15 protein-coding genes and 1 tRNA gene are annotated in these 20,566 nt (G+C 41.1%); 6 read left to right on the forward strand and 10 right to left on the reverse strand.

Annotated elements, in window-relative coordinates; all coding sequences use genetic code 11:
* Window positions 1–92 precede the first annotated feature (92 nt).
* The 3 genes from ACP14Y_RS17785 to ACP14Y_RS17795 form a co-directional block, all read right to left on the reverse strand.
* Window positions 93–6,074 (reverse strand): T9SS type A sorting domain-containing protein, encoded by a 5,982-nt coding sequence (locus ACP14Y_RS17785; protein WP_424964244.1) that lies wholly within the window; start codon window positions 6,072–6,074, stop codon window positions 93–95.
* A 261-nt stretch (window positions 6,075–6,335) separates the two neighbouring features.
* Window positions 6,336–6,409 (reverse strand) — tRNA-Asp (locus ACP14Y_RS17790).
* Entirely contained in the window at window positions 6,387–6,653 is a 267-nt protein-coding gene (locus ACP14Y_RS17795; RefSeq protein ID WP_424964245.1) for a GIY-YIG nuclease family protein, read from the reverse strand. The genes ACP14Y_RS17790 and ACP14Y_RS17795 overlap by 23 nt, the downstream gene beginning before the upstream one ends.
* A gap of 204 nt (window positions 6,654–6,857) precedes the next feature.
* Here ACP14Y_RS17795 and ACP14Y_RS17800 point away from each other — a divergent pair, with 204 nt between their 5' ends.
* Genes ACP14Y_RS17800 through ACP14Y_RS17810 form a run of 3 tightly spaced genes read left to right on the forward strand, consistent with a single transcriptional unit; the run spans window position 6,858 to window position 9,009 of the window.
* Window positions 6,858–7,802, forward strand: coding sequence for an acetyl-CoA carboxylase carboxyltransferase subunit alpha (locus ACP14Y_RS17800; protein WP_424964246.1), 945 nt, complete (start codon window positions 6,858–6,860; stop codon window positions 7,800–7,802).
* Window positions 7,803–7,804: 2 nt separating this feature from the next.
* Window positions 7,805–8,458, forward strand: a complete 654-nt coding sequence (locus tag ACP14Y_RS17805) for a hypothetical protein (RefSeq protein WP_424964247.1) — start codon at window positions 7,805–7,807, stop codon at window positions 8,456–8,458.
* Window positions 8,455–9,009 carry a 1-acyl-sn-glycerol-3-phosphate acyltransferase gene (locus ACP14Y_RS17810; protein WP_424964248.1) on the forward strand — a complete coding sequence of 185 codons (555 nt, stop codon included), beginning with the start codon at window positions 8,455–8,457 and terminating at the stop codon, window positions 9,007–9,009. The genes ACP14Y_RS17805 and ACP14Y_RS17810 overlap by 4 nt, the downstream gene beginning before the upstream one ends.
* A 48-nt stretch (window positions 9,010–9,057) precedes the next feature.
* Here ACP14Y_RS17810 and ACP14Y_RS17815 read toward each other — a convergent pair whose 3' ends face one another.
* Both ACP14Y_RS17815 and ACP14Y_RS17820 read right to left on the reverse strand, forming a co-directional pair.
* A complete protein-coding gene (locus ACP14Y_RS17815) occupies window positions 9,058–9,855 on the reverse strand; it encodes a zinc ribbon domain-containing protein (RefSeq protein ID WP_424964249.1) in 798 nt (265 codons plus the stop codon).
* Window positions 9,856–9,863: 8 nt separating this feature from the next.
* A complete protein-coding gene (locus tag ACP14Y_RS17820) occupies window positions 9,864–10,958 on the reverse strand; it encodes a Nif3-like dinuclear metal center hexameric protein (RefSeq protein ID WP_424964250.1) in 1,095 nt (364 codons plus the stop codon).
* 150 nt (window positions 10,959–11,108) lie between these two features.
* On the opposite strand from ACP14Y_RS17820, the gene ACP14Y_RS17825 reads away from it, so the two are divergent.
* Both ACP14Y_RS17825 and ACP14Y_RS17830 read left to right on the forward strand, forming a co-directional pair.
* The gene (locus tag ACP14Y_RS17825) at window positions 11,109–12,965 is read left to right on the forward strand and encodes a putative porin (protein ID WP_424964251.1); all 1,857 of its coding nucleotides are present in this window, start codon (window positions 11,109–11,111) and stop codon (window positions 12,963–12,965) included.
* Window positions 12,965–13,564, forward strand: a complete 600-nt coding sequence (locus ACP14Y_RS17830) for a tRNA-(ms[2]io[6]A)-hydroxylase (protein WP_424964252.1) — start codon at window positions 12,965–12,967, stop codon at window positions 13,562–13,564. The genes ACP14Y_RS17825 and ACP14Y_RS17830 overlap by 1 nt, the downstream gene beginning before the upstream one ends.
* Window positions 13,565–13,569: 5 nt before the next feature.
* Here ACP14Y_RS17830 and ACP14Y_RS17835 read toward each other — a convergent pair whose 3' ends face one another.
* Together ACP14Y_RS17835 and ACP14Y_RS17840 are read right to left on the reverse strand one after the other, a co-directional pair.
* A complete protein-coding gene (locus ACP14Y_RS17835; protein ID WP_424964253.1) occupies window positions 13,570–14,532 on the reverse strand; it encodes a hypothetical protein in 963 nt (320 codons plus the stop codon).
* A 9-nt stretch (window positions 14,533–14,541) separates the two neighbouring features.
* Window positions 14,542–15,798 (reverse strand): asparagine synthetase B, encoded by a 1,257-nt coding sequence (locus ACP14Y_RS17840; RefSeq protein ID WP_424964254.1) that lies wholly within the window; start codon window positions 15,796–15,798, stop codon window positions 14,542–14,544.
* 60 nt (window positions 15,799–15,858) lie between these two features.
* Here ACP14Y_RS17840 and ACP14Y_RS17845 point away from each other — a divergent pair, with 60 nt between their 5' ends.
* On the forward strand, window positions 15,859–17,097 hold the full coding sequence (locus ACP14Y_RS17845) for an ABC transporter permease (RefSeq protein WP_424964255.1): 1,239 nt from the start codon (window positions 15,859–15,861) through the stop codon (window positions 17,095–17,097).
* Here the strand turns inward: ACP14Y_RS17845 and ACP14Y_RS17850 are convergent, their stop codons facing one another.
* The 3 genes from ACP14Y_RS17850 to ACP14Y_RS17860 form a co-directional block, all read right to left on the reverse strand.
* Window positions 17,098–18,330: a pyridoxal phosphate-dependent decarboxylase family protein gene (locus ACP14Y_RS17850; protein WP_424964256.1), complete on the reverse strand. Its 1,233-nt coding sequence runs from the start codon at window positions 18,328–18,330 to the stop codon at window positions 17,098–17,100.
* Between the two features lie 95 nt (window positions 18,331–18,425).
* Complete coding sequence (locus tag ACP14Y_RS17855; RefSeq protein WP_424964257.1) at window positions 18,426–20,075, reverse strand: hypothetical protein; 1,650 nt, start codon at window positions 20,073–20,075, stop codon at window positions 18,426–18,428.
* 48 nt (window positions 20,076–20,123) lie between these two features.
* Window positions 20,124–20,507: a hypothetical protein gene (locus ACP14Y_RS17860; protein WP_424964258.1), complete on the reverse strand. Its 384-nt coding sequence runs from the start codon at window positions 20,505–20,507 to the stop codon at window positions 20,124–20,126.
* Window positions 20,508–20,566 lie beyond the last annotated feature (59 nt).

Consider the following 20,566-nt stretch of genomic DNA (forward strand, 5'->3'; position numbering starts at 1 on the left):
AGTGAGGGTTTTTTTGTGTCTGACATTTGTAATGGACAAAATAAAACCCCAACCAAATGGTTGGGGTCTTCCTCATACTTAATAGAATATTCTTATCTGATAACTAGTCGCTTGATTGTGCTCACCTCAGGTCCCTGCACGCGTATCAGATACATGCCAGCTTTTAAGCCAGTTACATCAAAGGTGTGTTTATTCATTCCTTCCTCATAAGTGATAGACTTTAGTACTGTACCACTCAAAGTGATTAATTCAATGGAGGTAGCCAGACCTTCATTTATGATCACATTCGCACGATCATCGGTTGGGTTCGGATAGATGCTGATTGATACATCTTCGAATGCTCCAAGGCTTACACGCTTGATTTCAGAGTACTCAAACTGACCGTCATAATCCACCTGTCTCAATCGGTAGTAGTTGAATCCTGACTGAAGATTATTATGTGTGAATGCATATTCTGAAACTTGATTAACGGTTCCATTTCCTTCTACCTCACCAACTGTCTCAAATGTAAGACCGTCGTTGGAATACTCAATTTCAAATCGATCATTGTTGATCTCCTGAGCAGTGACCCATGTCAGATTTGCATTCTTACCTTCCAGTTGTACTTTAAAACTGATGAGTTCTACAGGTAGCGGTGAGGAATCATTGTATAAATAATCTGGTACGCTTGCGAATTCACCGGATTGTCCTTGCGTGAAATCGTTGAAATAGTTACCATCACCGTCTGTATCTTCAGTTATTGTCAATGCACCGTCATTGTCATCATCATCATCTCTGAAGTTTGGTAGTCCATCTCCGTCTGCATTTGGCAGAGCCGCACCGATACCTCCCTGGTTAGGGTCAAATGCATCAATGATTCCATCTCCATCCAGATCAATGTTTCCTTCGTTGGTATCAAGTATTAAGTCACCGTCATCATCCCATGAAGGCGTGCCGTCGAAGTTGGAGTCATGGCCTTCAAAAAGATCGCCAAGTCCCGGACTACCCGCACTGTCTCCGTCTGAGTCTGTGTCTAAATAATCAGGGTTTGCATCTCCATCAGTATTGATAATGGATAGGGCAGAACCACCATTGTCAGGATCTACTGCATCATTCAATCCATCACCATCCGTGTCAACAAAGTTGTCCAGAACACCGTCACGGTTGGAGTCTGTACCATTATTTTCAGCCACGTCTGTGATTCCATCATTATCAGAGTCCCGATCAAGGTAATCAGGTAAATTATCATCATATCCAGTACCAAAGTCTGAATCCGGATTTGCAAGAGCAACACCTCCGTTATCCGTATCTACGTCGTTAGCATGCCCATCATTATCTGTATCATTGGCTGAAACGTAAGATGATAAGTAAGCTCCCTCTGCAGTCATATTGGCTGGCAGAGAGCCACTATTTGCTTCTACAGCATCAGGGATACCATCATTGTCAGAGTCTAAGTCCCGATGGTTTGGAACCCCGTCCAAATCCTGATCAAAATTGTCATTAATACCGTCTCCGTTTACATCTTCATACCCTGAAATGTCAGGATCTTCAAAGTTTAAGGTTCCATCTCCGTCTGCGTCTGCTGTTGGATCAGTTCCATTTCCTTCAACCGTGTCAGTTAGTCCATCGTTATCACTGTCTTCATCGGAATCATCCTGAATACCATCATTGTCAGAATCAAGTTCACAACCGGTAAATTCTAATGCATCAATTGCGATGGTACCAGATCCTGTTGCAGGTGAAAAACGAATGTATCTAATACCATCAGTTATTGTTGTGTATGTAAATGTTTCAATGGCTGTGTATGCAACACCACTTGTATGAGTAATAAGATCACCATAGGTTACGTTATCATCTGAACTTGTAACATCAACCTGATCTCCGATATTTGCTGAGGTAAAATGTATGGTAATAACCGTGCCAGCATCAAGGCTATACCCTAGGTCTAAATCAAGCTCATCGGCATCCGCATTTAACACTGAAAGAGGATTGGCTCCACCTCCTACAACATAATCGGGAGCACCTAAAGAGGCCGTTGCTCGTGTAACGCTAGAAGAAGACTCAACGGCTGAGGCACTAGCTGTAACTCCTATCATACCTGGCCCACACGTATTTCCATTAGATTCGAGATAGTCTGGTGTACCATTTGCAGGATTGACATCCACGCTTTCATCAGCTGTTGGAGTACCATCACCATCATCATCACTATCTCTCCAGTCTGATTCACTATCTCCATCCGTATTTTGAAGCGCTACCGGAGTTGCATCAAAATCATCATCGACTCCATTATCATTTGCATCTGTACCGGATGGTGTATCATCTTCTACACCATCAGCATTGTTGTCATTGGCTTCAATCAGATCCGAAATGCCATCATTATCGCTATCTGTATCTTGAAAATCCGGCGTGCCATCTCCATCATGGTCATTTCCTGCAATTGCCGTACCTCCATTGTCAGCATCAAAGCTATCATCAATACCATCTCCATCCGTGTCTGTGCCTGATGGTGACCCAATATATCCTGCGGTTGCTTGCCCTTCTCTCAAATCGAGGATACCGTCTCCATCTGAATCCGCATCCCGATAATCCAGGTTTCCATCACCGTCAGTGTCTGTAAATGAGTCAGGAATGCCGTTAGCGTTTGTATCAGTACCCACCGTTTCTATTGCATCAGGGATGCCGTCTCCATCAGCATCAGCATCCAATGCATCCGCTAATCCATCTCCATCAAAGTCACTGTTAGCTAAAGCTGTTCCACCCGTATACGCTCCTCCGGTATCATCAATATCATCAACCAGTCCATCCCCATCAGAGTCGTTTGCTGTAGCATACGCTGATGGGTACTGTCCATTCTCATCCATGTTGGCTGGTAGTACGCCATCATTGGCTTCATAGGCGTTTGGAATGCCATCCCCATCAGAATCAAGGTCATAACGATCGACAATACCATCTCCATCTGTATCAGTAACATCAGACTGCTGAGTATCCGGAATACCGTCGTTATTGTCATCCAGGTCACTTGCATTATCTATTCCATCTCCATCGGGATCATTGGTAAAGAAGAGGTAGTCTGGGGTAGGAGCGCCTCCCTGAGTAAAATCGTCAGCAAAGTTGCCATTCCCGTTATAATCCTCAGAAGCGGTTGCAACCCCATCAGCATCATCATCAATATCTCTGAAATCTACCGTGGAATCGATATCTGTATCTTGCACTGCTGCACTAACACCTCCATTGTCCGGGTCATAATTATCGTCAAGTCCGTCATTATCTGAGTCAGCACCAGCAGACAATTGATCGGCCACACCATCCGCATCATTGTCTCGGCTTTCTATTGCATCATTCACTCCATCATCATCTGAATCTGAATCTCGGTAATCGCTAGTAGCGTCATTATCCGTATCTACAGGAACAATGGCTACTCCTGTGATTGCTCCACACGGGGCACAATCAATGTCATATGAATCATCTAAGCCATCTCCATCTGTGTCATTGCCTGCAGGCGAAACATAGCCTGAAATGGATTGTGCTTCGATATCATCAGTAATACCGTCTCCATCCGTGTCTATATCGATGTAGTCAGGGAAGGAGTCGCTATCTGTATTTCTCGCTCTCTTGGAAATACTTCCATTTAATAATGTAGTTCCAAAAACATCAGGGTCATAATCATCATGAAATCCATCATTGGTAGCATCGGTGAAGTTATCGATCATCCCATCTCCGTCTGCATCATCACCTCCAGCTTCCACAAGGTCAGGAATGCCGTCTCCATCTGAATCCAGATCCCTGAAATCATCGATACCATCTCCATCCGTATCAGGGTTTGCAAAAGCAACCCCGCCTGTTGATGTATCCACATCGTCTACAATGCCATCCCCATCAGAGTCATTTGCCAATGAATAAGCAGGAGGGAAGGCTCCATCCTCATCCATATTAGATGCTAGAAACCCACCATTGGCTTCAACAGCGTCTGGTATGCCATCATTATCTGTGTCTTTGTCCAGGTGATCCGGAATTCCATCAAGATCCAGGTCATAGTTATCATCTATTCCGTCACCATTAATATCATTTCCAAAAGTTCCATGATTGACTAAATCCGGATCTCTAAAGTCAGGAATTTTGTCATTGTCTGAGTCTACATCCGGATCCAAACCACCAGTTTCTACAATGTCAGCAATGCCATTATTATTATCATCTGTATCAGCAATGTTTAATATTTCATCATAATCGGAATCTACACCACACCATGAAAAATCATCCAGCCCCACTAACTGGTCGTCACCATTAATAGCGTTTCCATATTTAACAGTAAGCGAATCCACGGATTGCAGTAAGCATAAACGCACATTTCCGAAATATTCATCATCAAATGAGGCAGCTGTTCCAACGATGAAATTATTAGAATTGAGCTTTGTCGCAGATCCATTAATGATATTGGTGCCGTCCAGGACAATGACATCTCCATCTCTGAAAATATTGACCGCCATAGAGTCAACATGACTACCAGCACCATTATCAATATCCAGGAGATCAAAGCAGAAACCTTCAATAGGATTATCGAATTTCACTCTTAAGAGAGTAAAGGTAGAAGTACTACTTACGATTTGGCTAACGCGTACATAGTTTTCTCCCTGGATCGAATTATCAATATCATAATCCTGAGTGGCGTTAGATGGATCCGTGAAGTCAAATTCAATGTTTACTCCATCAACACTGAAGATAGGTCCGGGTGTAGATCCTAATCCAAAAGCACTAAAATCTAAATTTGAACCGTTTGCGCATCGAGATATGTAATCAGGGATATTGTCTAAATCTCCTCCGTCAGCAATCTCGGCACTTGTCAGGATTCCATCACCATCATCATCTGTGTCTCTATAATCCTCAATCGCATCATCATCAGCTAAACTCGCAGCTACGACAGCCGCTGAACCTGTGAGGTTTCCTGTTTCGTCAATGCCATCCACGGTATCCAGATTATCATCAATGCCATCTCCATCTGCGTCTGTACCAGCTAAAGAAATGTCTGCAACTCCATTGAAATCTATGTCATTTCCCTCTATGAGGTCACTGACTCCATCTTCATCAGAGTCATCGTCCAGGTAATCGTCTATACCATCATTGTCCGTATCTTCAGGGAAGCCTCCTGTTGCAGGAAGATTTTCAATCGCATCAAGGATGCCATCATTATCAGAATCAAGATCTAATGCATCTGGTGCCTGATCAGAATCTGAATCAAATCGATCATCACAATTATCTCCATTTGCATCTATTCGTCCGGGAAAATCACTATCGTAACAATTGGGTATTCCATCGCCATCTAAATCCCCAGGTGAATAGCCTTCTTGGATATTGGAAATGCCATCTCCATCTGAATCAGTCTCCAGATTATCTCTGGTGCCATCATTGTCAAAATCGAAGGAGCAATAGTCAAAATTGCCAATACCTAAATCCTGTTCACCGAAATCAGAGTCTGTATTGGTCCAGATGATTTCAATTCTTTGAATTGGGACAGCAAAGCATATATCAACGTTGGTTGCTTCAAAATCACCGAAAAACCAGTTGTATCCAATTCCCTCAAACTGATTACCTCCGTTGTATTGTGTTGCTCCTGCATCATATATAGTGTAACTTCCTTCAGCAGCGTTCCCAAGATCAAGTGGAGTAACAGAAAGGGCACTTGTATATGCATTTACGGTGACAATATCATTACCCACAATTGAGAATCCAGTTATATCCTGGTCAACATCTAAGAGTGAAAAGCAGAAATCATAGAGTACATCGCCATTGAAGCTAAGAGTTATGGTGTTTGACTCTGTTCCATTGTTTAGATTTTGACTAATCTCCCATGAATTAACCGTATTAAAGCCATTTAAATAGAGATTATTATTAACATCATCGTTTGTGATGCCTCCACTTCCAGAAATGGAAAAGTCGAAATCGACTGTTTCATCGGAATGAGTATCTCCATCTACTGGTGCTACAGCGGTGTATTCATCCCAGTCAAAATCGGCTCGTGCAGCACAGAGGTCTTGTGCGTTGATGTTGTTTGCTAAAAATATGCTTGTCAGAAAAAGACAAACAGTAATGAAAAGTCTCATATTGCTCTGTCAGGTTTCGCTTTTTATAACCTAGCTACGATGAATTGCGGTGAATTGGATTTAGCACAGATTATATATTGCGAAAATAGCTTTAAAAAATTATCATTTGATAAAATTTTCGATGAATTGCTTTAGCTACAGGTTATTTGGGAGTTTTTTGAGTCTAAGCGAGTTTGTATAGTTGCAGGTGCATCTATTAGAAAGATAGGGCAAAGGCGGAGTGGAAATAAGAAACCCTCTCAGAAACTGAGAGGGTTTCAGCGGTCCGGACGAGACTCGAACTCGCGACCTCCTGCGTGACAGGCAGGCATTCTAACCAACTGAACTACCGGACCAATTTTTTATGAGACTTTCATAGAAAGTCGTATTCTTTTGATCTTTCAAGAATCTTTCTCTTTTTATTGCTTCAGACTTCAAATCAAAAGTTTCAAAGTAAACAAGTTTCCAAGGTCTTTTGGTACGTGTATACCTAGAATAACCAAGCTGATGCTTCTTTACTCTGTTTTCGAGATTTGAGGTATAGCCAATATAAAAAGAACGATCTTTTTCGCTTCTTAACATGTAAACCCAGTATCCCATTTCTTATTTGTTTAGAACTTGCGACCTTCCCGAGTACTCGGGACAGGCATTCTAACCAACTGAACTACCGGACCGTGCTATAAAAGCGATGCAAAGCTAAAAGCTTATTTCTTTTCAAACAATACCTGATCGTGAATTTTCTTAATAATATTTTAAAGGCGTTTAAACCTTTCGCCGTAAGTTTGTTGCTGCAAATTCAATCCTATGTTATTAGACTTTGAAAAACCTATTTCTGAGCTAGAGTCCAAACTTACCGATATGAAAGAGCTGGCCAAGACCAGCGATGTGGATGTTTCAGATGCGGTAAATCAATTGGAGAAAAAAATATTGAAATTGAAGAAGGAGACATTCAGTAATCTCACTCGTTGGCAAAGGGTGCAGCTATCTCGTCATCCGGAGCGTCCGTATACGCTGGACTATATCTATGAGATTACAAATGACTTCATAGAACTGCATGGTGACCGCACAGTCAAGGATGATAAAGCGATGGTAGGTGGTTTTGGTACAATAGGTTCTGAGACCGTGATGTTTATCGGTCAGCAAAAGGGTAGATCTACTAAGCAGCGCCAGATGCGTAACTTCGGAATGGCGAATCCTGAAGGATACCGGAAGGCGCTGAGATTGATGAAGCTGGCTGAGAAGTTTAATAAGCCAATTGTAACGCTTATCGATACTCCGGGTGCTTTTCCGGGTTTAGAAGCAGAAGAAAGAGGGCAAGGCGAGGCTATTGCCAGAAATCTGAAGGAGATGACAATGCTCAAGGTGCCGGTTATATGTATCATCATAGGAGAAGGAGCTTCAGGTGGCGCACTTGGGATTGCTATAGGTGATAAGGTATTTATGATGGAGAATACCTGGTACTCTGTGATTTCTCCGGAATCATGCTCATCTATTCTGTGGAGAAGCTGGGACTACAAAGAGCAGGCGGCAGAAGCACTTAAGCTTACAGCAGATGACATGCTTAAGAATAAGCTCATCGATGGGATCATCAAAGAACCGCTTGGTGGTGCACACACTGATTTAAATAAGGCATCAAGTGAACTAAAAAAAGTAATCTCAAAGGAGCTGAAGTCCCTTTTAGCAAAATCTCCGGAGGAAAGGATCAACGATCGGATTGAAAAATTCTCTTCGATGGGCGCTTATAAGTAGAAATGAAATCGATAAACTGGTTCGATCATCTTTTCAATTTTCTGGCTGTCATTCTTGGCGTCTCATTGGCATTTTATGTGAACAGTACTGCAGAGGAGAAAAGGTTGAATACAGAGACTCTGCAAATTATCAATTCTTTTACCGAGGAACTGGCTCGAGACCGGAGGGTCTATGAAAATTATCAGCTGGTAGAGAATAAGATGAGATTAGAGCGCCTGGATAAGGTTATTGATTTGATCTCAAAAAGAAAGACGGATAGCCTGGACTATCTCGTGATGCGATCATTACCTTTCACTAATTATGCGCCTCAGGCGGTTACATTCAAGTCAACGTCTGCGACTGGTAAGTTTGATTTGCTAAACGATTATGATTTACGGATGAATCTTTCTAAGTATTATACGGTGACTGCCAAGGAGGCTGAATACCGAGGTGCTGGACAGGTGGAGTTTTATCAGGATAATATCATGCCGTGGCTGATACAGAACACTGATTTCATTCAAAGAGATGCATCTGCACTTTTGGATAGAGAGTTTTTGAATATGCTCATAATTTACCGTGATTTGATTCATAACAAAATCAGACAATATGAGGTATTGGCAGAAAGATCTGCCGAACTGGAAGCGGAGCTGGATACCTTGAAAAGCACGTTACAATGATTAAGTGGATACTAGCCAAACTCTACAAGCTTGCCGGATGGAAGGTGAATGGCAAAAAACCTGATCTGAAAAAGTATGTCATTATTGTAGCGCCCCATACAAGCAACTGGGATTTCTTTGTAGGGTGGGGTGCTCGAAATGTCATTGGATTCTATCCTAACTTCCTGGCTAAAAGAGAATTATTTCAAATTCCGTTGGTTGGTTGGTTTCTGTCCTCAATAGGTGGTGTGCCAGTAGATAGAAAGAACAAACGTAAAAGCATGCAGCTGGTAGATCAGGTGGTGGAGTTATACAAGAATCGAGAAGAATTCATCATGACGATTACTCCTGAAGGGACACGCAGTTACTCTCCAAAATGGAAAACAGGCTTTTACCGAATAGCTGTTCAGGCAGAAGTTCCAATTGTTAAGATTGGTTTTGATTATGCCTCGAAGACTGTTTATGTGGATGATCCTTTTTATCCAAATGGTGATATGGAAAAAGAAATTGAAGAAATAAAGGATTATTTCAGGCAGTTCACCGGCAAAAACCCAGATGATGGGGTGAAATAAAAAAGGCTTCCATTTTGGAAGCCTTTTTATTGATGTTTATTTGACTACTTATTTTTTCGCCGCAGCTTTTTTGGTAGTAGTCTTTTTTCTCGTTGTTCGTCTTTTTGGCTTTTCCTCCTCAATCACATCTTCCACGTCAGAAAGAATTCTTCCACAATGCTCACAAACGATAATTTTCTTTTTCTCTCGGATCTCAGCCTGCTTCTGAGGGGGTACGACGTTGAAACAGCCGCCACATGCGCCTCTTTTCACAGGAACAACTGCAAGACCATTTCTCATGTTCTTTCTCACCTTGTCGTAAGATTTCAACAATCGTTCCTCAACGTTTTTGGCTGCTTTTTCCCGATCCTTCTCAATCTTCTGCTCATCAGCTTCGGATTCTTTGACAATCGTAGCAAGTTCTTCTTTCTTGCTTTTTAAATCTTTCTCTCTCTCGCTTAAAATAGCCTTGGTTTCGTCGATCTCACCTTTTTTAGCTTCGATCTTTTCACCGGCTTCCTTAATTCTCTTTTCGAGAATCTGGATTTCAAGTTGCTGAAGTTCCATCTCTTTAGTGATCGCATCGTACTCACGGTTGTTTCGTACGTTCATCTGCTGCTCTTCGTATTTCTTGATCAGCTTCTCAGCATCTTTGATTGCTGTTTTGTTGGCAGAGATGGCTTCTTCTAATTCCTTCTGTTCTTCACCTTGTTTTTCGATACGGGTCTGATACCCTGCTATCTCATCTTCCAGATCCTGAACCTCTTCAGGGAGAGCTCCCCGAATCTTTTTTATCTCATCAATTTTTGAGTCTAGTGCCTGTAGTTTTTCTAAAGCTTCAAGCTTTTTAGCTACTGTATTTTCCATTCAGTTTTCTATAGATATTTGATTGGATTCGTGTCTACCTGTGACAAACGGAACGCAAACTTAGTGAAATTTTTAGTTAAAGCATCCTGTATTAATTCTTTAGTGAACACTTCACTTTCATAGTGCCCAATATCGACTATAATGATCTCTCTATTAGCTTCAAAAAAGTCATGGTATTTAAAATCGCCAGTAATGAATATATCGGCTTGCTTTTTTTGAGCAGCACCCAGAAGGAAGCTCCCTGATCCTCCGCAAACGGCTACTTTTTTAATTGATGGGTGTACAATGTCAGTATGCCGGATCATTTTGAGTTGCATCTGCTCTTTCAAATAGGATAGGAAATCATTTGAATCCATCTTTTCTGGAAGCTCTCCAATCATTCCTGCACCAACTTCCTGATTTGTGTTGGACAGCTGAGTAATGAAATGAGCTACTTCTTCATACGGATGAGATTTATTCATAGCGAAGAGGACCGCACTCATTCGGTAGTTGGGGACCAAAACTTCTACTCTGGTTTCATTTACTTCCTCGTCCTGTCCTTGTTCTCCAATGGTGGGATTGCTATTTTCATTGCCTCTAAAAGTGCCTGTGCCTGGGACCTGGAAACTGCAATGGTCATAGTTTCCAATGGTACCCGCTCCTGCTTCATACATAGCATGCAGCACTTCTTGCATATTATCTGTAGGTATAAAGACCGTAAGCTTTGAAAGGGTTTCCTTTTTAGGTTGAAGAATCGACAAATTTTTCAGACCGATTTTTTCTGCAATTTTTTTGTTTACGCCAGTATGCACGTTATCCAGGTTGGTATGGATGGCGTAAATGCTGATGTCGTGTTTAATGGCTTTCCTGATGCACCGGTCAATCCAGTGGGTGTTTCCGATTCGTTTGATGCCTTTGAATATGAAAGGATGATGGGCGATGATGAGATTTGATTTTGTTGCTATTGCCTCATCAATAACATCTTCAGTGATATCGAGCGTTATAAGAATTTCAGAAACCTCAGTGTCTTTTTCACCAATCAGCAAACCGGAATTATCATATGATTCCTGTAGTGTGGGTGGAGCCCATGATTCGAGGTAGCTGATGATTTCTTTGATTTGCATGAGTTATTATGATGTTGCAACAATGCAATATTATATCATAAGAGATCACTATTTCGGATGTTTTTATTGATTTTCAATCTTATTCGGAATGCTTTTTGTAAATGCATGGAAAATGCAGCCATTCAATAAAAGCAATCATTAAATTTGCCCGTGCGATTATTTTTATTCTTTATAGCGGTTTTATTATGCCTGACAATCAGTGCTCAGATAGTTGATGATTCAACCAAGTTGGTCTATGGACCGGAGACCACTTCATTTACCACGGAAGCTCAGGTGTTGAATAACCAGGTGAAGTACCAAACCGTTGATACTTCTATTTATAAGTTTGAAAGGAAATCGTTTTACGACCAATCAGGTAGGAAGTTTCAGAACCTGGGCAATTTTGGAACTGCTTTGTTTCCAATTTTCTACACGCCGCAAAAGCTAATTGGACGATCTTCAGGGTTTAATGCCTACAGCAGGTATGCTTTCCAGCCAGAAGAGATAAAATACTATGATACCAAGTCGCCCTTTATCGAGTTGCAGGTGTATTTGGGAGGAGGAAACAGAAACCTAGTGGATATTGGGTTTTCACGTAATGTAAATGAAAACTGGAACCTGGGATTTGATCTGCGAAAAATCACGGCGAATAAGCAGCTTGCTCCAGAAAGTCAGACAGACAGGCAGGTGGTTGGTACGTCTTTTACCGGCTACACGCATTACAAACATGCAACATTACCATACCAGGCAATGGCCAGCTATTCGAGTATGAGTCACAAGGTGGTGGAGCAGGGAGGTGCTCGCCCTACTACTGACTCACTTCGCACAGACTTTTTCCTGTTTGATAATGCTTTGGTACGTTTGGATGAAGCACAAAGTATTGTGAAGGTTTCCAGGTGGCATGTGTATCAGGATGTGAAAATCGCTGATCAGTTTCAGTTATATCATGTATTTGACTACAGGAAAGAAACTAATATCTACCAAGACTATGAAACCAGTACAGGGCCGGGTGGCTATAACTATTACACGGATTTCTACGATGAATTTCTGATTGATCCGGACTCCACTCATGAGCGATCGGTGTTTACTTCACTCTCTAATGAAGTGGGATGGAAAGGAGATATTTCATCGGTTTTTTATCGTTTTTATGCAAGAATAAGATCGATTGACTGGAACTACTTGCTATATAATCCGGGTGAAAAGACAGTAGAAAAATACCTTGGAGGGTATGCCCGATTTGATTGGAAAGAAAAATTTGCTGTAACTGCCAATGCTGAATATCTGGTTGGAGGTGAATATCAATTTGGTGGCAACATTTCTAGTGATCTGATCAATGTCAGTTACAAGTCGATGAAGTTTGCCGTGCCGTTTATCTATTCTGACTATTTTGGCAATCATCATGAATGGCACAACAATTTCAAACAGGTATTTTCTAATAAGTTGGACGGTCAAATCAATCTGGATTTTAAATCATTCGAAATCAGACCGAAGGTCAGCTTAACTTCATACAATAACTTTATTTACTTTGATCAAGGTATCGAGCCTAGGCAAGCCAGCGATCCCGTACTTATTTCCTCCTTCGGTGGTGATTTTAACCTAAGGTTTTTTAATGATAAGGAAGAGGGATGGCACCTGGAAAATGAAATATTGGCAACTAATGTTTCAGGAGGTGCATCATCATTTGTCCGTGTTCCGGATGTGTATTTCAATGGAAGATTTTTTTGGAGAGGTAAGTGGTTTAATGATCTTATACCGGTGGAGTTTGGTGTTGACGCACACGGTCGTTCTTCGTATTTTGCCAATGCATATGCCCCTGAAATTCAGCAGTTTTATCTTCAGGATGATCAGGAAATCTTTGGATATACCGCAGCTGATCTCTTCATTAATATGAAGGTTGATAAGTTTTTCTTTGCCATAAAATGGACACACTTTAATCAGCCTCAGGACGATGGGTATTTTGTAACGCCAAATTATCCGGGACAGCCGAAAGTGATTGATTTAATTGTAAGATGGATGTTTTTTGATTGATGGAACCAAACAAAACGACATTAGGACTGGAGCTACCAACCGATCCCAGGTGGGTTAATATAGCTGAAAAGAATATTGAGGACATTCTGGTAGATCATGCGTATTGCGAGCAAAAGGCCGCATCTTCTTGTATTTCTTTAATTATCATGTTTCCGGAGCGTGAAAAGCTTCTTGATGTTTTAACACCGGTAGTTGCAGAAGAGTGGGCGCATTTTGAAATGGTAATAGAGCACTTGAAGAAGCGTGGGTTTAAGCTGGGCAAAGCGAGAAAAGACGAGTACGTTTCACGCCTGAACGGTATAATGAAAAAAGGTGGTACCAGAGATGAGCAACTGGTAGAACGCCTATTAATGAATGCATTGATAGAAGCACGTAGCTGTGAACGTTTCAAGCTTTTATGGAAGAATATTAAAGATGAAGAGCTACAAAGATTCTACTATGACCTAATGGTCTCAGAGGCTGGCCATTACCACAATTTTATAGATCTGGCTAAGGAATATTTACCGGAAGATAAAGTTGAAAAACGTTGGAAATATTTCCTTGCTGAAGAGGCGAAGATCATGAAAGAGCTAGCACCAAGGGCTGATAGGATGCATTGAGGGTTTTATTCATACATAGCTAGCTCCCCAATGAAGGACATTCCAATATGCGACGGTTCGTTGCTTGAAGCCAACACTTTGATGTTAGAGGAGGTGATTTTATAGGTATTATTTGAATGTTCAATTTTAATTATTCCAGAGTGCAAAGCCCCGCTAAGCACTGCATTTTCAAAATCATAGTCCATATTCGTAATTGTCACATCGCCTCCTAATGAATAAAAACCGCTTGTGGATATTGTGGATTTGTTAGAAAGTTCTCCATTCTCATCTGCCTCTATATTTAATGTTATAAAGTTGATCGAAGTAAAAGATCCATTATAGTCTGGAGTAAAGTTTTTGTTACTTAGTGTTAATGTAAAGACTGGTTTTCCGTTGAATTCCCCTTTTTGAATGAAGCCGCTAGAAAGTGAATAATTCGGAGCTATTGAAGCGTCATTTAAAGAAACTTGACCGTTTACAAAGCGATCATTCGAACTGACTGTTCCTAAAAATGATCCAGATACTTCTTCATCAAGCAAATCTGGTGAATGAAAAGTAAATTCAATGTTGGTCATAAAAGACTTTTTAATGTTGATTATTGCTTCTGTAAAATTGGACCAAACAACCTCAGCATCTTCTCCCGTTTCATTTTTTGAATACTCTTTGCCTATTATAACATTGAGAAGATTGCCTTTTGATAATGAATACTGTCCATCTGGAATTTTTCCTAACTCATCAGTTAAAAGAACTAGATAGATGAAATCTACTTTTTCTATTTGTTCGCCTAAAGAAAAAGCCTTACTTGAAAGCGTAAGGGTGACTCTGAATTGATCATTTGTAAAATATGGTCCTTGATTTTCAACATCTGCGAAAGGAGTTTCTATAAATTCCCCTTCAAAAGTGAAACCATTGGTTACTGAGGTGTCATTATTATCGCATCCAAAGATTAAGATGGGGAGTAAAAAGAGAAGTAGTCGTGCTTTTAGCATTAAACAAAACTAAGTCTTCTGCTTCTTTTTCTTAGCTGCCGGAAACAAAATGTTATTCAGAATTAACCGATACCCGGGAGAATTTGGATGAAGGTTTAAGTCGGTAGGAGGTTCATTTACAAAATGTTGATAATCTTCCGGATCATGTCCGCCATAGAACGTCCAAAATCCTCTCCCTAGCACTCCATGAATGTATTTGGCCTCACTGATGCTAGGCGTTTGGCCCATGACAATCACATCACCTTTAACCAGTTGATTTTTGAAGCCGGTGGTTTGTCCCATGAATCCATGGATTATCTGCTGATGGTTTTGTGTTAGCATTGTAGGAATTGGGTCCCACTTGGCAGAAAACTCGAATAACGTGAAATAATCGTTCTTTTCCACGAGCCCTCTTTCATTAGCTTGATTATCGATATTCGAGTATTCGTAGCGCATCGGGTCACGCTCGATGGTAAAGTTTTCGAATGCCATCGTTTTGGAATAATCCAATTTGGATTGAGCGCGAGGGTCTGCCGGGTCCCCATCATAGATGCTCTCCACAATGTCCAGGCCTTCGGCAGCTAAAGCAATGTCATAGGTGTCTGTCGCAGAGCACATGGCAAAAAGGAATCCCCCACTTGCTACGTATGCTTTGATACGTTTGACAGTCTCGAGTTTTAATTGAGATACTTTACTAAAACCATGCTTCCTGGCAGACTCTTCATATTCCCGTTGTTGCTGTTGATACCAGGGAAAATGATGGTAAGCACGGTAGAATTTTCCGTACTGACCGGTGAAATCCTCATGGTGGAGATGCAGCCAGTCATACTTGGCAAGCTCATTACCCATGATCTCATCATCGAATATGACATCATAAGGAATCTCGGCATATGTAAGCACCAATGTCACTGCATCATCCCAGGGTTGCTTGCTTTTGGGGGAATAAACGGCAATTTCAGGATACTTCTCCAGCTTCATTACATCCATATTGGAGGAGGGACTGGCAATCATGTTCAGGATGTCATTTGCTTCCGCATCTGAGATCACCTGATAGGAAACACCTCTAATGATGCACTCGTTTTCAAAAGCCTGCAGGTGCTTAACCATAAAGCTTCCACCTCTATAGTTTAGCATCCAATCAACTTCTACTTCCTTAGTAAGAATCCAGTAAGCAATCCCGTAAGCCTTCAGGTGATTCGTTTGGGTCTCATCCATTGGGATAAGGATATATGCCGCCTGGCTGGCTATGCTTACATTTAAGAAAATTAGTAACAATATTCCCCTCATATGCATCACTTTTGTATATACAACGTTAATCAAAACCGTGTGTTTTACTAAGGTCAATTCATGAACATTCGCGAAAACATCAAAGAGGGCATCAAGTCCATTAAAGCAAATAAGCTTCGAACATTTTTGACTGCAGCTCTTATTTCAATAGGTATTACTTCTTTGGTAGGTATCCTTACGGCTATAGACGGGATCCAAAACTCCATCGATAAAAGTTTTTCTAGTTTGGGAGCCAACACGTTTGATATTGAAGACAGGAGGAGAGGACGAGGATCATCAGATGGGAAAAAAGAAAAATCATATCCGAAGGTCACGTATGATCAATTGCTGACTTTTAAAGAGAAATATGAAGGGCCTGGAGTAGCCTCCATTTATACGGTGATAACCGGGCAAGCCGAGGTAAAATATGGATCAAAGGTTACCAATCCCAATCAAATTGTACGAGGTGGGGATGAAAACTATTTAACAGTAGATGGATACGATGTGGCTAAAGGACGACCTTTTTCTGCAAATGAAAGTTTAAATGGAAGCTACGTAGCACTGGTAGGAAGTGATGTTATTGATGAGTTGTTTGATGACAACACCAGCCCTATTGGAAAGAAGATTAGTTTGTTGGGATCTAAGTTTCGAATTGTTGGCACCATTGCAGAACAAGGCGGAGCTAGTGGAACATCAAATATTGATCGAACCATTATCATTCCTATGCAAACAGCCAGGATCATCGCACCGGAAAGAAACTTCGGTTATGAAATTGCTGTGTCTGTACCGGATCCATTGGAAATGGAGAACGCAATGGAAATTGCCAGGGGCTTAATGAGAAGGATCAGAAAAGACCGTCCGGGCCAGGAAGACTCTTTTGAATTGTCAGCCAGTAAGTCCTTAGCTCAACGAATAGGTTCCATTACTGGAGATTTAAGGGTTGGGGGTTTTGTGGTAGGTTTCTTAACCCTTTTAGGCGCTTCTATTGGGCTAATGAATATCATGATGGTGTCTGTTACGGAAAGGACCCGAGAGATTGGAGTTCGGAAAGCACTAGGGGCCACACCTTTGAAGATTCGTCAACAGTTTTTGATTGAGGCAATCGTAATCACCCAGATGGGAGGAATTGGAGGTATTTTGCTAGGAATGGGCATTGGCAACCTAACCTCAACCGTACTTTTTAACTCTGACTTTATCGTCCCCTGGTTGTGGATGTTTGTTTCTGTACTGATCGGAATTGCAGTAGGATTGATTTCAGGTTACATCCCTGCGCATAAGGCATCCAAGCTGGACCCGATTGACTCTTTGAGGTTTGAGTAATCAGGCCTCAACGGAATTCCCCAACTCTAAAAGAAATCGATCCAATAGTCCCTGGGTTACATGATCCATCACAACAACTTTGTACCAGTTGGGGTTGTCATCATGTGTATCTGGCACTAAAAGAAAATCGTCGGCGACTTTCGGATCAATATATTTTGCCTTAATGGTCACAATGTTCATGTGAGGGTGACGGTAAAATTCGACTCCTCTTTCTTTTAGGTTATCGCACAATCGTTCAGTTTTCTCCAACAACTTCCGAATCTTCATTTTCCATCCTTCAGAACCATACGTTCGCATAATCATCCATACCGCTATGGCATTTGCTCCGGACCTACTTCCGATTAATGTATAGTCTTTACCCTTGACATAGTTGGCCTCTTCAGTAAGTGCATATTCCATGAATCCTTCTCTGGTGATATAAATACCCGTTCCATACGGAGATTGGAGCATTTTGTGTCCATCGAGCGTAAAGGAGTTGATCTTAGAGTTTTGAAAGGTAAGCTTACTGTTGTCATCCGCAAATGGATAAATAAACCCTCCAAATGCGGCATCAAGATGAATTTTGTAATTTAGTTCCAGTTCATCCATCCATTCGGTAACATCGTCAATGTTGTCAACCGAACCAAACATGGTGGTGCCCATATTGAGCACTACGATGAAGTGCTTTTTACCAGCTTCTTTCGCTAGTCTCAATGTATTGATCGCATCCTCAGAAATCGCTCTTGACTCAGGATCAACCGGAAGTACAAAACGATCCAGGTTTAGTAGCGAACCTGCTTTAGGCATGGAGTAGTGAGCGTCTTCGGTGTATACTAATGCAATGTCTTCGCGATTGGCGTTGAATTCCGTTTCGTAGTAGCGTTGCAGAATCCAAATGGCCTGGATGTTTGCCTCTGTTCCACCTGATGCAACATACCCGTCATAATGGGTGTCATTGCCCTTGAAAATCTCTTTAGCACATAAGTCGATAAGTTCTGCTTCGATCTTTTGGGTGCCTTCGAATGCCGCTTCGGATTCATTGAGTGTATGACATCCGATATGATTAGGATTGGCGATCATAGCTGAGAGGAATGGAGCATCTTTCAGGAAAGGCGCATCCTGGTAAAATACTTCCGTATCGAGATAGGATGCAGGAAGACCAAGCACAGGCTTGTGCCTGTAATCAAGGTTTTGCTCCAATGCATCAAACACCATTTTTTTAAGCTTGCTATGACTGTATGATTCCCAATACATAATCTATGAATTTTGATACGCAAATTTAGTTGTTAATGCAACTAAATAAAAATGGAATGAAAAAACCCAGCGTATGCTGGGCTCATTTTTAAATATTAAAGTGCAATACTCACACCAAAATATGGCATCACATATTTAGTAGCTTCATAACCACCCTCTGCTGTCGGAGTGAATAGCCAGTAGTAATCGACCCCAGTAGCCAGGAATTTATTCATGTGATAGATGAATCGCATTTTAGCTAGTGAGCGTTCATCGAAACTGAACGCATCACCTAAATCATCCAGATCGCCTTTTACATAGCTGCCATGGAATGAAAATTTGTTTGCCAGTCTTTCCATGTCTGCAGACAATTCCACAAATGCTGGTGACGCTGCTGAAATATCATCAGGGATCATCAAGCTTCCTCCTAATGACACTTTTTTCATTACATGGCCCCTCAGGGAACCATAAATCCCACTCTTACCCTCAGTACCGATCAAGGAAGCGATACGGCCATCTTTGTTTATCTCATAAGTAGCATTAAAAAACTGAGGAATATAATGGTCGGAGTTATTTAAACGTTCGATGCGGATATCGGTACTGAATACATCAGCAATAAAGTGCATTCTAAAATTCATTCCTACAGACATACCAGATCCGGTTTTAAAGTCCGTTTCTCCTAATGCGCTAGCTAACTGTGTAAGTGTATCACTAGCGATGTTAAGTTTAGAATATGAAGCAAATAGATCAATTTGAATAAATGGACTACTTAAAAGTGTCAATCCCATATCCATGCCAAAGCCCTTAGCTCCAGACTTTGTGAATGCATAGGTAGTGCTTGTAGAATCACTGGTTATAATATCCGTTTGATCCTTATCTATGATAAAAGAAGTTCCTACCTCCAGGGTGTTGATAATCTTCAAAGGGAAAGCTGAAAGCGGACGGATATAAGGTCGTGCTGCAAATAGGTTGAGTGATTGAGGGTTAAGGTCACTGTACATCAATTCCAATCCAATAAATCGATCGTAATTGAAATCTGCATGTATTCCTACCTTTCGTTTTTCATAACTGGTGGTGTTGGTGTAGTTGTTCATTAAACCTCCATATCCCAACATCAAACCAGAAATTTCCCCTGCTTTCACATACACAGGATCACTCTTTTGAACACCGTACCTTACATACCTTATCAGTCGGGCTACACCTACGCCATCCTTAAATATTTCCGTTCTGATGGATTTATCGTCCAGGCCATAGAGAATGGGGACATTTAAACCAACCCCGACTTTACCAAACTTGAATTCAGGCGATAGGACCAATCCTACATAATCTTTACCATCAATTTGCGTGTACGTCATGCCGCCATTAATGCTTCCGTCTTCATTTGGGAGCACCATCGGTTCCCTAAAATCACTAATTGGTGGACGTTCAACTCGCTCTCGCTTTGGCTTTGGTTCTTCAGCCAATGCTTCATCTGTTTCCAGTGAATCCGCATCGATGTTTGATGTGTCTGGAAGCAAGGTATCTGCAACTAAAAGAGATGTCTGGTTCAGGCTATCGAATAGCAACGAATCTGTAGCAACCTGAAGCGTATCAATTTGTGTCTTTTTTGATCCCTTCTTCTTTTTGCGCTTTTTTTTCTTTTTATCATCGTCATCATCCCATAGGTAAGAATAATCTGAATAGTCATCACCTGTATCTTGCGCAAACCCGGAAAGGGCAAACCCTGCAAAAAGGAAAGTAAATAGTATAGCTGCTCTTATGTTCATACTTTGGTAGTCATCAGATATAAAAAAAGCCCCTAAAAGGGGCTAAAATTATTTGAGATAAACTTTCTCTTTCTTGTTGTATTTATTTCTGTAGGTGAGACGGCAACCGTCTTTCCCCCACTTCTGAATTTTGTAAACGTAGGGGACTCTTCTTCTTTCTTCAGTAAAAGAATCATACGTTAAAATGAGCTTTTTTCCATCCAAGGTCCACTCACCACCCAGTTTTGCATAGTTGTTTCTATCGTGGTAAAACTTACGATCTATTCTAATGGTAAATGTTTCTCCAATTTCAAAATAGGGCCTTTTAGATTTTACATCAATCACCGACCACTTCTGTTTTGACTGAAGCAGTTCCTCCATTTTTGACAGCTTTTGTGCCTGGGTGGAGAACCCAAGGCAAATAATAAATAGTGTTATGTATGCATTTCTCATAGTCATTGAGTTTTTTAGCTGTTGTGTTTTCAAATACTGTGCCTCAATTTTAAAACCTA

It is taken from the genome of Ekhidna sp., assembly GCF_965247405.1.
Classification (GTDB): domain Bacteria; phylum Bacteroidota; class Bacteroidia; order Cytophagales; family Cyclobacteriaceae; genus Ekhidna.